Genomic DNA, 12604 nt, shown 5'->3' with positions numbered 1-12604 from the left:
AGATTCTAGGACGAAGGCCGTTCTTCGTTAAACGGGCGCTAGGGCGTCACCCTTACACCAACATTTTCGACGCGATCTCACGCTGTGCGGCATGGAGGTGTGGGGCAACCTGATGCTTCGCGGTACTGGGACCCTAACGGCGACGGGCTCGCAGTGCGGGATCCACGTTTCGCAGGCGCTCGTGGTGGACGGCTGCACCGTCGATGCCCGCGCGGATGGGGCCGATATTACGGACGAGGCGGTCGCCGGCGTGATCGCTGGCGACATGGCCGTGCGCGGCGGCGGGCGCGTCGTTGCCGCGGGCGCCGGGTCCGGAGCGGGCGTGCGCGCCTACGGCGTGTATCTGCAGGATGCGGGCCTTGGCGATGGTGACGCCGGCTGTCGGCTTTCCGTCGATGCCTCGTGGCTTGATGCGGCCGGTGCCGACGGCGGCGTTGCGTGCACGAGCGGGTCGCTTGTGTCCGCGCGTTTTGTGACGCCTGCTGGTGGGGTCTTTGGTGCTGGTAGCGTGGTGGATGCCGTAGGGGCCGTGGCACCGCACGTGGTGGTTGAGCCCGATGTCGCCACGCCTCCGGCGGGGGAGACCGACGGGCGCGACGTGCCAGGTGGCGGGTCGGGCGAGCCTAATGGTGGCGCCAGTCCTGCTGCAGGGCAGCCCGGTGCGGGGCCGACGACGGATCCCGCGGTGAAGCCTGCGGCCACGTCGCCCAAGACAAACATAACGACCAAGACGACGGTGACCGCGTCTTCCAAACCAAAAACCGCCGCTGCGACTACAGCGACACTCCCCAAGACTGCAGACAACAACTTGATCGCCGTTTCCTTAACGCTTTTCATTCTGGGAACAGCGCTCCTGACAGCCGTATATCGCTGCTAATGCCCCGTTTAAGTGAGACCAGGGGAGAGGTGAATGCAGCTATTGGAGAAGTCTTTAGCCTTCCAATAAATCAATTTCTTAGGGATTGGTGCCGTATCAGCTATCGCTGCGACGGCACTATTTTGTTCAGCTCGACCGCCTCTCGATCTATTACCGATGTTGAGCCTTACACCCCATCCGCCAGAGCGATAAGATAATTGCAATCCAAATGCTGCCGTTTATAAAGCTTCTTGTTCCACTAAAGGATTGATATATGTCTAGTGAAGCCAAAGTTGAGGTTGAAGATGTAGCCTCGTATATCAAATACATCAACGGACTTTCACCAACAATAAATGGTGACGCCAAGACATATGAATCTACATTTGTTTTCCGAGGACAAGGATCGACTAAGTTTGATCTTGTTCCGTCAATCGGAAGAGACAGCTATTGGCGTAAACCGGGATCGAACACCATTTCCCCTATCACAGGCAGCCTTACGCACGAGGCGGATATTATTGAAACTGCCTGCCGCATATTGCCAAATGTCTTCAAGCGAGATTTGCTTCCGATTGATCTTTTAGCCTGCCTCCAGCACTACGGAGTCCCTACCAGGCTATTAGATGTAACTTCAAACGCACTTGCCGCCCTCTATTTCGCCTGCGGCAATCCTGATGCCGTGGGCGAAGTATTTATCTTTAGGCGACCGGGAGGGGATAAGCGGGAATATCCCATCTGCCAGGCAATTGCGGACTCTTGGCATCTGTTTATGAACTCAAAGCTTCTGTCTCGTTTTGCCTCACTTGCAATATCAAGGCCATACTTTGACTATCAACGTGATCTAGTGCTTTCAATTTACCCTGAGCCAACTGATCAGGCAAAATGGTTTAAGAAGTGCTGCGAAGATACATTATTTGTTTACGGAACTAGATATCTTGATAGACAAGCCGCTCAGTCCGGCCAATATATTCTTTTCCCAAATGACATTCGTGGTAAGGATTTTTCTTTGTCGTTTGATGACTTAATAAGTCCACTGCCCAAAGACAGTCCCGTGATAGCCGGTCGTTGCATAGTGCCATCTAATAGAAAAGCATCAATACTGAACGAGTTGAGTAAACTTGGCATTACCGAAGCTTCGCTCTTTCCCGACAGCATTGAGAAGAGATGCGCCGGCATAGTGAGTGAGATTAAGAGACACCGTCGCTGAAGACTGCTCTTAATATCAGCGTAGAGAATTATGCTTCAGGCATTATGTCATACGTGCTTATAAGGTTCATTGCCTAAAATCTCAATTTAAAACCGATATTTGTTCAAAGCTAACAAATATCGGTTTTAAAACTATATAATTGTTCTTGTTATTTAAGGATGTCTGTGAATAATCGATATATTTGAGAAGGATTCTAAAGATGATCCTCAATTTTTCATTTAAGAACTTTCAGAGCTTTCGAGATACTCAGCAGTTCTCGTTTGAACCGATTTCGAGCAAAAAGGAACTTGGACCCGTGCGAGTGGCTGCGGTTTACGGCGCAAACGCGTCAGGCAAATCAAATTTCCTAAATGCTCTTTACTTTGTCTCTTACTTTGTTCGTACAGGTTATGCGACAGGCGATGCGAATTCTCAAATACCCATCGTCCCCTTTTTACTTGACTCGGAGTCACGATCAAATGACACAGAATTCTCGATAGATTTTATCGCCAGCAATTTGAAGTATGAGTTTTCATTTGGTGTAAACAAAAATGAGGTTACTTATGAGAACCTCACCGTATACCGATCGAAACAGCCGTCCCTCCTCTATGACCGCTCTTCGATAAACGGCGAACAGTCGATTAAATTTGGTAGCACCTTTACAGGCGTCAAAAAACAACTTTGGGATATCACGCGCAATAATTCTTTGTTCTTATCTGCCGCCGCGGCGGCTGGAAGTGATGTAATTCAACCCGCATTCGCAGCTCTTGCCAATGACATCAATCTCTATGATGCAACGCATTATCTAGCAGAACTCGCCACCATAAAAAAGCTGTTTATCAACGATGACGCACGAGCTCAGATGCTATCTCAGCTCATTAAATATGCTGATATCGGAATTGACGGCATGGATGTCCGTCAATCGGAAGGCGTCATGGGTTTAAAAGAATCACTCATTGGACTCGATGAGATTCCGGAAGAGGCACGTAATAAAATTGCAGATGACTTTAAATTGTCGTTCGCTTATGACCTGTTCTTCCACCATAAAGGCTCGGGAGATGGCTTTTGGCTGGGCTCCGCCCATGAATCGGAGGGCACAAAAGCTGCGCTGGCGTTTTTCTCGGTAGCCTTACGTTCTTTAAGCAGTGGGGCCACAACAGTAATTGACGAGCTTGATTCGAGCCTTCATCCTACGCTCCTGCGCGACTTCGTCTCACTGTTCGCCGATCCCGACACAAATCCAAAGGGCGCGCAGCTAATCTTCTCGACCCATGATGTCACCTTGATGACGCGAACCAGCCCTATGGAAGAGGTGCTTGAACGTGACCAGGTCTGGTTTGTGGAAAAGGACTCTGAAGGTGCTTCGCAATTAATTGCTGCGATGGAGTATTCGCCTCGTGCAAATGAGAATCTGGGGCGCAATTACTTAAACGGTGTCTATGTGCCGTTGCCCAACCCAAGTTTTCATCAACTTGTGGCCCAACTCATGAAGGAAGGCGCTGACATAGATGGCTAAAACAGAAAGGAGGGGACTTGCTCGCGGCCGCAAAAAGCAGACAAGAGCCAAGCGAAAGCGCCACCTAATTGTCTCCAATGGAAAGGTGACCGAAACCGAATACTTTAACTTCCTTATTACTGAAATGGACGTTCGCGGAAGCGTGCGGTATCGGCATATTGACGGAGACCCTTTGAAGGTGGCCAAGCAGCTTTCGCGAGAGCTCGATTCAGATAAAAAGGCCGTTAAAGCAGGCGAAATCGAAGCATTGAGTTCCGCATGGATCGTAGTCGATTCAGATGAATTCAGAAACCTATCCGCAGCAGAACGAGAAGCAAAGACAAAAGGAGTTAGGCTCGCGATCTCCAATCCATGCTTTGAAGTATGGCTTATCGATCATGTCTCGCCATGCCCGGAAACTTTTGCATCGACGCCACAATGTGAGAAAAGAGCGCGCGACCTTGGCGTTCTAAAATCTACTGACCCCAACAGGTCCTCCGCGTCAAAGTTCAAGTCGGTAAATCTCGAAATGATTGACGGCAACAAGGGCCAGGCTTTGACCAATGCCGCAAAGCACAATACGGATAATAAACGTCGTGCAAGAGAAATGAATCCGGACAACGTTGCCGCCTATCAAGTATGGACAGACTTGCCTGATCTTGTAGATGACGTATTTGGGTCTGGTAACTAGTGCGATTCATCCCGCGTTAGGGGCAGATTTATAACTCAAAAAGTTATAAACGAGGTAGCAATGCTTTGGAGCTATGTTCAACTAGATGACGGCACTCAGTTTGCCTACTCAGAGACAAGAGATGACGGGACCGTTCGCGTAGCCGTCGAGCGTCCGGTTGACCTTGGCTTTGACCATGCAGAATGCTTCTTGCCTGCGGTCAAATGGTTTAACGTTGAAGGATTTACTGCTGATGACCTCAATTTCTTGAAAGAATTTGTTAGATCAAACGCCCCGTTTATCTTCGAGCTCGCCGAACGCCAAAAAAAACCGGACTGGTGGTTTCGACGCTGGCCCCCTGACGTTCTACTGTTGAACGGCAAATAACCCATGATTTCGCCTACCGACATATCCACCTCCGCCTCTCGCGTGCTTGCTCAATACGACGTCAGCGAAGCATATTTATTTGGCTCGTTTACCCGAGGCGAACAAACGCCCGGTAGCGATATTGACTTGCGCCTAGTCTGCGGCAACACCATGACGTTCGGCACGCTTTACGAACTCTCCCATGAGCTCGAGAGGGAACTTGGGCGAAAGGTTGATATCGTCACCAACCCACCAGAGCACATGCGCCCGGCATTCCGCAAAAGCATCGAGCAAGATGAGGTGCGTGTCTATGAAGCTCTGTAAGCAGGACGAGGCGTTAGTGTGCTCCGGCATGATCAGCAAGTCTGAATTATGTCGCATACTTCCGGACTCGGCGAGCCTTAGAAGCAAGTATTGAACTCAAACTCGGTTCCAGACACCCTCTTGCTATTTGAATACAGGTATCGCTCTAGCGATAGTATGTTATACTATCGCTAGAGCGATACCTGTTAGGAGACTCGCGTGGAACTATGGCATGGTTCTCAGAAAATCATTGAGACTCCCCAACTTGGCCTGGGGAAAATCCATAACGACTATGGACAGGGATTCTATTGCACAGAGAGCCTCGACCTTGCAAGGGAATGGGCATGCTCGCGCGATGCCGATGGCTTTGCGAATCGCTATGAACTCGATATAGCCGATCTCAAAGTTCTCGACTTGCTATCGCCGCAATATTGCGTCCTGCATTGGATAGCGTTGCTCGTTGAGCATCGTTCTTTTCGCAAAGATACCGCCATTGCCGCGGGGGCGTGCGAATATCTCCATGATAACTTTCTACCTCAGACGAGCACTTGCGACGTAATAAGGGGGTGGCGTGCGGACGACTCGTACTTTAGCTATGCCAGAGCTTTTGTAAACAATACGATCACCGTCGATCAGCTTGGACGATCTATAAGGCTCGGTAACCTGGGGGAGCAGATTGTGCTCAAAAGCGAGCGTGCGTTTAAGAGCATTCGTTTTGCTGGATTTGAACGTGCGCAGCAAGCTCTGTATGGTCCATTGGCCAAGGAACGAGATGAAGCGGCAAGGGCGCAGTATCGGGAGCTCCTTGCCGAAAACCCGTTTGAGGGAATACGTATCGTCGATATCATTCGAGAGGGGATGACGGGCGATGACCCACGCCTACAGTGAGATGTATCTCGAGGATGCAATGAGAACGCTGGGCGAGGCGGTCGATTTTGCTCTCTGTGACCAAGGGCTGACTCCAGCCGAGTTGACGGCGATCATGTCGAACGCACTTGAGATGAAACAGTTTGAGCGCGGTATGCCTCGCGTCGTCTGCGGCATGGCGGGCGACGAGCTCGCGCGCGATATTATCGCCCATGCGGGACTGACCCCCGTCAGATGTAGGGAGACCTATCCGTTCGACCGTTCACCTCAGTATTGGGCGGGGTGGGTTATGGCCTATACGCAATGGATGAGCAGCTTGGGCTTTAATAAGCTACTCGAAGTCGCTCCGCTCGATTGGATCATCGGCTCGTACCATCCGCTCCACGAGGCCTCCGAAGATAAATTCGCCCAGATTGTCATCGAAAAATGGAACAACGCCCAGGCAGACAAAAAGGGCCTCAAGGCGGCACGAAAGGCTGCCGGACTAACGCAAAAACAGCTCTCCGCCCAATCGGGGGTTAAGCTTCGCGCCATACAACTCTACGAGCAGAACCAGCTCGACCTACGCCGCGCCTCGGTTTCCTCGGCATTGGCGCTTGCAGACACCCTAAACTGCACCATCGAAGACCTCGTCTGGCAACCGATTGCTCTGGAGTACGACTCGCAGGCTATTTCGTCTGTAAAGCTATAGAGGAGTCAGAAATGCCTTGGAGCTATGTTCAACAAGATGACGGCGCTGATTGCGTTGCTCAAGAAGATCATTCAACTGCGCACGTGGCAAATTCAGCATCACCGATTTTGCTCGGCGGCACCACGTCAATCGACGAAGCTATTCGGCTGACCATTTCGAACATGCCCAACGCGCTCAGGCTCTTGGAGAACTCCTGATGGCGGACACGAAGCGGGGAGCGCATCCGTTCGCGCCGCTCGTGCTCGATGATGCCGGTTTGCTCGAAGATATGGCCGCGACCGTGATGCGCCTGCACAGCACGCTGATGACGGTCGGACGCTGCTATACAACCGACGCCACAGGCGACCGGGCCGCGCTTGAGCTTGGATGCGTCGAGTCCGTGCTTGCGGGTGCATTCTGTACGATATTCGGTCAATCGCCGGTCGATCGCTTCGCAGACATCTTTGACCAGGTCACCTACGTGGCCGAGCACATGGTCAAGGACCACATCTTTGAAGACGGTAACAAACGAACCAGCCTTGTCTTTGCGTTGTCCGTCTTAAGGTTCGCAGGCACTCCGGTCGTGCTGTCTGACAGCCCCGAACCAAAAGACAACCAGTACTACGCCTGGATCCAGGACCTCGTTTCCAGTCGCCGCACGAACAGCGAGCTAGCCGAAGAGCTGCGCTGCGGATTCGTTGCGGGCACGGGCGATCTGTCGCTCGTATAGAATCTAAGCATCCGCACGCCGGTTAATGAATTGATTGGACACCACATGGAGATCCCCAGCACCCTGTGCAGTAATGTGTACGACTTCGCGTTTTGCCCCGAGCCCTGCTACGACCGCCTTGTCGACCTCGCCGATCCCGAGGACTGGGGTCCCGGGAACCGCATCCTCAGAAACTACTTGTCGTTTTCGTTTAGCCGCGCGGTGTTCCTGACCGAGCGCGACGTGGACCAGACCGCGCCGTCCAACCTGCCGCTGGTGTTCGACGACGACCGCTGCCTATTCAACACCGGCCTGTACACGCGCCGCTACGAGACCATCTACGGTCTGTTTGAGCCCAACACCAAGCCAGACGCGCGCCAGCGCTGGTTTTTGAAGGGCTTCTTTAAGGAGAGCGACCCCATGCTGGTCTCGTTTGAGTACCTGCCGCGCCGCGTGCGCTTTGCCGAGGACCCCTCCGAGCTAGTCTTTGACTACCGCCTGCCTATCCGCTCCAACATCGACCACATTCTGGGCGATGAGGAGAACCTGACGCGTATTCCCGCCAGTCTGATGGGGGAGGGTAACTCGTTGCTGCTGCGTCGCGCCTTTGAGGGCGCCGTCGTCGAAGCCGCCCGCCGCGCCGCCGCCAACTACACGCTCGCCGTGCCGCAGTTCTACGGCGGCCGGATCCAGCTGCTCTTGCCGCTGTGCCTGACCGGCGACAAGCCCGAGCTGGCGCTGACCATCCAGCGCGAGGACGGTTTCTACGCCGCGCGCACCTGCCTCACGCTCGACATGGCCTACAACAACGCGCGACCTATCTGCCGCCCCGAGACTTCGTGGATTAAGCGGTAAATGGTGGTTTAGCTGCGGTTTTGTCGATTACTTTGGTTGCTTTGGCTTGGCTAGCACCCACGAATTTAAAATCGGGGGCAAAAAGTTCTTGGTAAACCACGTACGGCTATGTTAGTATCTCTTTTGCCGAAAGGCGACGGGCGATTGGCTCAGGGGTAGAGCATATCCTTCACACGGATGGGGTCACAAGTTCGAATCTTGTATCGCCCACCATCTAAAGCACAGGTCAGTGGTGTTTAGCCTCTGACCTTTTTCTTTATGACACCAAAATCGAAGCGAAGTTACCTAAGGCGTTATATGTTACGCAGTTCACCTTAGGTGTCGTCATTACACGTTTTGCAAAATGCGTCTGCGTTCATTCATTGAATTCCGTGCGTAATCTATGTGCAATTGTGGAGACAGAGACCACTGGCGCATAGCTCGTACCAGCACATTCATGGCTCGATCAACCTTTCAACTCATCCCATCCAATATTTGGTCAGCATTTGGCCAGCTTCCAGTACTTACCCGCATGATGCCCCGGTAGATAATCTGCCATGCCCGCAATCCGCACGGCCTACGGTCGAAACTAGGGGAGGTCCACATGGACGAGATTGCCTGCGCAAACACCGCATTCCGCTACTGGCGCTGCCCACCGCAGGTCCGCGACCTCTACCCAAGACTGCCAAGCCCAGAAGACGGCAGGCGAGCCCTATCTCAATCGCCCTTTGTAGTCGACGTCCTCAAGACCCCGATTATTACCACAACAGTGCCCGGTGGCGTTAACTACCATTCGGGATTACGGACAACAATCCACTGTGATGATGCTTCGGGGGTGGATAGCACGCTGGAAACCGCGATGAGCTTTAGGGTTACCAATCCACTTGCGACGCTATTTACCATGGCGCGCTTTGTGTCTCCAACCGATCTTGTCCTTGCCATGTACGAATTTTGCGGATGGTTCTCAGTCTTTGAGCCCACCGCCGCAGCAGAAGCAGAACTACTCAAAGCTGAAGGCGCCGCACAGGACGCCACCACCGAATCCCTCTTTGACCTCGATGAAAGCCAAGACGAACCACAATGGAAACGCGTTTATGCGCGTATAAAAGTCAAAGAACAGGTAAATACGAAGGGGCCCAACGGACAAAAGAAGACGAAGGAGGTCACAAGGCTAAAGGGCACTTCGCTCTGGATGAGGAAACCGCTCATCGAATTACACGAGCTTCATGAGTACGCCAGTAAGATGAAAAAACGAAAGTGGGGTACGAAGTTTTACAACGCCGCGCAGCTGGTGACAGGTATAGCAGCTTCTCCGCTTGAAGTTGCAGGAATTTTATTGCTATCGCTTCCTCGATCTCGCGGCGGTGCCGGCTTTCGAAACGTTTATGTTAACGACCTTACGCCGCTCACCGCATCGGCGCAGAGCATTGCAGGGCAAAAAGTCTGCTACGGGGATATCGTGATCGTGAATCCAACCATAATGAAGGCAGGCATCGTGGAGATTCAGGGAGAGGTTATCCACGGATCAGGCGCCGTGCTCGACCACGATGCCAAACGCATGACGGCGCTGCAAAGTATGGGGTATGACGTCTTTCTGGTTACGCACGACATGCTTAACGATGCCGAGCAGCTTGATGCGATCGTGCGAAGTCTTTGCTCGCGCTTGGAATTGCGCTATAGGTGCAAAACTAAGGCGCAAAAGACGACGGAAATGGAGTTGCGAGCCAACGTACTATGCAACTGGCTGGAAATCGGTCGTTAGACGGGTGCCTTGCTCACTTCCGGACGCCCTCTGTCGGCTGCCTGCGATGCCGCCGCCACGAAACCGGCCCATCTACTACGTTTAAGCCCGACCCCTCGACCATACCCCGTATTTCGCGAAAACCGCAGGCCGTCTACCTGCGATTTTATTTTTGCCCGAGGCGCCATGGTCGGGGGATGCCGGCCAAACGTAGTAGATGGGCCGGTTTCGTGGCGGGAGGCCCCGGGGGCGGCCGGGGTGGAGCCTGATGGGAGGGCGGCGGCAGCGCCGCCCTCCCGCGGGGCGCGCCCCGTGGGCTTAGTCGGGCATCGCGGGCCCATCGCTCTCGAGTCCGTCCCGCATCCGTGCCGCCGCCCCAGGAAAGTTTTTCCAAAATTGTCCTTGCATCGCCGGGGGAGTTCCCGTATAATACTTCTTCGCACGGGGGCGTAGCTCAGCTGGGAGAGCGCTTGACTGGCAGTCAAGAGGTCAGGGGTTCGATCCCCCTCGTCTCCACCCGAGCATTGAATGAGGCTCCAACGCAAGTTGGGGCCTTTTTTCATATAGGCACACAAGGTCAAAGGCGGCACCATGATCCTCCTGGTCGACAAGATCGAAAAAAGCTTCGGCGCGCGCGTCCTCTTTAGCGGCGCATCCTTCCAGATCAACCCCGGCGAGCGCTTCGCGCTCGTGGGCCCCAACGGCGCCGGCAAAACTACCATGCTCAAGATCATCATGGGCATCGACAGCCCAGACGCCGGCCAGGTCCAGTACGCCAAGGACTGCCAGGTAGGCTACCTAGAGCAGGAAACCAACCTGGAGCACAAGGACACCACCATCCTTGCCGAGGTCATGGCGGCCGCCAAGGAAATTCGCCGCATGGGCGAGCGCGCCAACGAGCTGCAGGCCCAGATTACCGAGCTCTCCGAGCAGGGCAAGGACGTCGACGCACTCCTTAACGAGTACGGCCAGGTCCAGGACCGCTTTGAGCATCTGGGCGGCTACGAGCTCGAGAGCAACGCCCGCAAGATCCTGTCCGGCCTGGGCTTTAAGGTCACCGACTTTGAGCGCCCGTGCTCCGAGTTCTCGGGCGGCTGGCAGATGCGCATCGCGCTGGCCAAGCTGTTCCTGCGCCACCCCGACCTGCTGCTTCTGGACGAGCCCACCAACCACCTGGACCTCGAGAGCGTCCAGTGGCTGCGCGGCTTTATTGCCAACTACGACGGCGCCGTCCTCATCGTCAGCCACGACCGCGCCTTCATGGACGCCTGCGTCGACCACGTCGCCGCACTCGAAAACCGTCGCGTAACCACCTACACCGGCAACTACAGCAGCTACCTCAAGCAGCGCGAGGACAACCTGGAGCAGATGCGCGCCAAGCGCGCCGCCCAGGAGCGCGACATCGCCCACATGCAGGTCTTCGTCGATAAGTTCCGCTACAAGCCCACCAAGGCAGCCCAGGCCCAGGAGCGCATCCGCAAAATCGAGCAGATCAAAAAGGAGCTCGTCATCCTGCCCGAGGGCCACAAGCATATCGACTTTAAGTTCCCCGACCCGCCGCGCTCGGGCGATATGGTCGTGGGCCTCGAGGGCGTCTCCAAGTCATACGGCGACAAGCACATCTACAGTGACATCGACCTCAAGCTCTACCGCGGCGAGCATGTGGCGCTCGTCGGCCCCAACGGCGCCGGCAAGTCCACGCTCATGAAGATCCTCGCCGGCCTGGAGCCACCCACCACCGGCACCCGCGACCTGGGCACCAACGTGGGCGTGGCCTACTACGCTCAGCACGCACTCGAGGGCATGACCGAGTCCAATACCGTCCTGCAAGAGATCGACACCGTCACGCCCAAGTGGACCGTGCCGCAACAGCGCAGCCTGCTGGGCGCCTTCCTGTTTAGCGACAACGACGCAATCGAAAAGCAGGTTCGCGTCCTCTCCGGCGGCGAAAAGGCGCGTCTGGCCCTGGCCAAGATGCTCGTGGCGCCCGAGGCGCTCCTGTGTCTGGACGAGCCAACCAACCACTTGGACATCGACTCGGTGGACATGCTCGAGAACGCCCTGCAAAACTTCCCCGGCACCATCGTGCTGATCAGCCATGATGAGCACCTGGTACGCGCCGTGGCCAACCGCGTGATCGACATCCGCGATGGCAAGGTCACGGTCTATGACGGCGACTACGACTACTACCTCTACAAGCGCGAGGACCTCGCAGCCCGCGCCGCCGCCGAGGCGGCAGGGGAGAGCGCACCGGCCGCGACCAAGTCCGCTAAGGTCACCGCGGCCCAGCCCGACACCCCCGCCACCGCCTCCAAGCCCGCCGAGGGCAAAAAGACCAAGGAGCAAAAGCGCGCCGAGGCCCAGGCCCGCGCCGCACTCAACAAAAAGCTCAAGGGCGTGCGCAACCAGCTCAAGAAGATCGAGACGGAGCTCGATAAAAAGCGCGCCCGCTATGACGAGCTTATGGAATTGATGGCAAGCGAAGAGCTTTATGCCGATCAGGATAAGTTCAACGCGGCGCTGGGGGAATATAACGGCCTTAAGCAAGAGCTTCCCAAGCTCGAGGACGAATGGCTGGAGCTTTCCACCCAGATCGAAGAGGAGACCGCGCGTGAACTCTCGTAAGGCCACTGCTGTGGCGATGAGCATCATCGCTATCGCTTGTCGCATCTGCGGCATCTTTATGAGCGCGATGACCGTGCTGCTGTGCTTTAGCGGCCTGACCGCCAAGCTGCAGATCGTGGGCTTTGTCGTTGAGCTTTCGCGCGCGCTGCCGAGCGCCATCGCCGGCTACGGCGTCATCACGTCGCCCTTTGGCGGCGTGTTCCGCCTGGATTACGCCATTGTCGCTGTGATCCTGTTTGTGGCCGATTACCTGCTCACGCGCGCCTCGCGCCGCGTCCGCTAGGA

Annotated in this window: 14 protein-coding genes and 2 tRNA genes; all 16 read left to right on the top strand. The window is 55.0% G+C overall.

Features of this window, described 5'->3' with window-relative positions; genetic code table 11:
• The first annotated feature begins 112 nt into the window (after positions 1-112).
• The 16 genes from I4W07_RS05255 to I4W07_RS05180 all read left to right on the top strand — a co-directional run bounded on the left by I4W07_RS05255 (position 113) and on the right by I4W07_RS05180 (position 12602).
• Positions 113-877, top strand: a complete 765-nt coding sequence (locus I4W07_RS05255) for a hypothetical protein (RefSeq protein ID WP_196025845.1) — start codon at positions 113-115, stop codon at positions 875-877.
• Between the two features lie 253 nt (positions 878-1130).
• Positions 1131-2060 (top strand): FRG domain-containing protein, encoded by a 930-nt coding sequence (locus I4W07_RS05250; RefSeq protein ID WP_196025844.1) that lies wholly within the window; start codon positions 1131-1133, stop codon positions 2058-2060.
• 199 nt (positions 2061-2259) lie between these two features.
• Positions 2260-3555 (top strand): AAA family ATPase, encoded by a 1296-nt coding sequence (locus tag I4W07_RS05245; protein WP_196025843.1) that lies wholly within the window; start codon positions 2260-2262, stop codon positions 3553-3555.
• Positions 3548-4225 (top strand): RloB family protein, encoded by a 678-nt coding sequence (locus I4W07_RS05240; protein WP_196025842.1) that lies wholly within the window; start codon positions 3548-3550, stop codon positions 4223-4225. Before I4W07_RS05245 ends, I4W07_RS05240 begins: the two co-directional genes overlap by 8 nt.
• 60 nt (positions 4226-4285) lie before the next feature.
• On the top strand, positions 4286-4591 hold the full coding sequence (locus I4W07_RS05235; protein WP_196025841.1) for a hypothetical protein: 306 nt from the start codon (positions 4286-4288) through the stop codon (positions 4589-4591).
• 3 nt (positions 4592-4594) lie between these two features.
• Positions 4595-4894, top strand: a complete 300-nt coding sequence (locus I4W07_RS05230; protein WP_196025840.1) for a nucleotidyltransferase family protein — start codon at positions 4595-4597, stop codon at positions 4892-4894.
• A gap of 198 nt (positions 4895-5092) precedes the next feature.
• Positions 5093-5761, top strand: a complete 669-nt coding sequence (locus I4W07_RS05225) for a DUF3990 domain-containing protein (RefSeq protein ID WP_196025839.1) — start codon at positions 5093-5095, stop codon at positions 5759-5761.
• On the top strand, positions 5742-6431 hold the full coding sequence (locus I4W07_RS05220; protein ID WP_196025838.1) for a helix-turn-helix domain-containing protein: 690 nt from the start codon (positions 5742-5744) through the stop codon (positions 6429-6431). The genes I4W07_RS05225 and I4W07_RS05220 overlap by 20 nt, the downstream gene beginning before the upstream one ends.
• 11 nt (positions 6432-6442) lie before the next feature.
• Positions 6443-6628 carry a hypothetical protein gene (locus I4W07_RS05215; RefSeq protein WP_117757177.1) on the top strand — a complete coding sequence of 62 codons (186 nt, stop codon included), beginning with the start codon at positions 6443-6445 and terminating at the stop codon, positions 6626-6628.
• Positions 6628-7140: a Fic family protein gene (locus tag I4W07_RS05210; RefSeq protein WP_196025837.1), complete on the top strand. Its 513-nt coding sequence runs from the start codon at positions 6628-6630 to the stop codon at positions 7138-7140. The genes I4W07_RS05215 and I4W07_RS05210 overlap by 1 nt, the downstream gene beginning before the upstream one ends.
• Positions 7141-7185: 45 nt before the next feature.
• On the top strand, positions 7186-7974 hold the full coding sequence (locus I4W07_RS05205; RefSeq protein ID WP_230317491.1) for a DUF3825 domain-containing protein: 789 nt from the start codon (positions 7186-7188) through the stop codon (positions 7972-7974).
• Positions 7975-8112: 138 nt separating this feature from the next.
• Positions 8113-8187, top strand: a tRNA-Val gene (locus I4W07_RS05200).
• Between the two features lie 370 nt (positions 8188-8557).
• Positions 8558-9715 (top strand): hypothetical protein, encoded by a 1158-nt coding sequence (locus tag I4W07_RS05195; RefSeq protein WP_196025836.1) that lies wholly within the window; start codon positions 8558-8560, stop codon positions 9713-9715.
• Positions 9716-10137: 422 nt separating this feature from the next.
• Positions 10138-10210, top strand: a tRNA-Ala gene (locus I4W07_RS05190).
• Positions 10211-10285: 75 nt separating this feature from the next.
• Positions 10286-12319 carry an ABC-F family ATP-binding cassette domain-containing protein gene (locus tag I4W07_RS05185; protein ID WP_196025835.1) on the top strand — a complete coding sequence of 678 codons (2034 nt, stop codon included), beginning with the start codon at positions 10286-10288 and terminating at the stop codon, positions 12317-12319.
• On the top strand, positions 12306-12602 hold the full coding sequence (locus I4W07_RS05180; RefSeq protein ID WP_055250169.1) for a hypothetical protein: 297 nt from the start codon (positions 12306-12308) through the stop codon (positions 12600-12602). The genes I4W07_RS05185 and I4W07_RS05180 overlap by 14 nt, the downstream gene beginning before the upstream one ends.
• The last annotated feature ends 2 nt before the right edge of the window (positions 12603-12604 follow it).

Source organism: Collinsella aerofaciens, from assembly GCF_015670745.1.
Taxonomy (GTDB): domain Bacteria; phylum Actinomycetota; class Coriobacteriia; order Coriobacteriales; family Coriobacteriaceae; genus Collinsella; species Collinsella aerofaciens_T.
This window is presented reverse-complemented; position numbering and strand designations above follow the sequence as displayed.

What these genes read in the sequence shown, in the direction of transcription:
- I4W07_RS05255 (WP_196025845.1), top strand. Translation starts at nt 113, where the DNA reads ATGCTTCGCGGTACTGGGACCCTAACGGCGACGGGCTCGCAGTGCGGG.
- I4W07_RS05250 (WP_196025844.1), top strand. Translation starts at nt 1,131, where the DNA reads ATGTCTAGTGAAGCCAAAGTTGAGGTTGAAGATGTAGCCTCGTATATC.
- I4W07_RS05245 (WP_196025843.1), top strand. Translation starts at nt 2,260, where the DNA reads ATGATCCTCAATTTTTCATTTAAGAACTTTCAGAGCTTTCGAGATACT.
- I4W07_RS05240 (WP_196025842.1), top strand. Translation starts at nt 3,548, where the DNA reads ATGGCTAAAACAGAAAGGAGGGGACTTGCTCGCGGCCGCAAAAAGCAG.
- I4W07_RS05235 (WP_196025841.1), top strand. Translation starts at nt 4,286, where the DNA reads ATGCTTTGGAGCTATGTTCAACTAGATGACGGCACTCAGTTTGCCTAC.
- I4W07_RS05230 (WP_196025840.1), top strand. Translation starts at nt 4,595, where the DNA reads ATGATTTCGCCTACCGACATATCCACCTCCGCCTCTCGCGTGCTTGCT.
- I4W07_RS05220 (WP_196025838.1), top strand. Translation starts at nt 5,742, where the DNA reads ATGACCCACGCCTACAGTGAGATGTATCTCGAGGATGCAATGAGAACG.
- I4W07_RS05215 (WP_117757177.1), top strand. Translation starts at nt 6,443, where the DNA reads ATGCCTTGGAGCTATGTTCAACAAGATGACGGCGCTGATTGCGTTGCT.
- I4W07_RS05210 (WP_196025837.1), top strand. Translation starts at nt 6,628, where the DNA reads ATGGCGGACACGAAGCGGGGAGCGCATCCGTTCGCGCCGCTCGTGCTC.
- I4W07_RS05205 (WP_230317491.1), top strand. Translation starts at nt 7,186, where the DNA reads ATGGAGATCCCCAGCACCCTGTGCAGTAATGTGTACGACTTCGCGTTT.
- I4W07_RS05195 (WP_196025836.1), top strand. Translation starts at nt 8,558, where the DNA reads ATGGACGAGATTGCCTGCGCAAACACCGCATTCCGCTACTGGCGCTGC.
- I4W07_RS05185 (WP_196025835.1), top strand. Translation starts at nt 10,286, where the DNA reads ATGATCCTCCTGGTCGACAAGATCGAAAAAAGCTTCGGCGCGCGCGTC.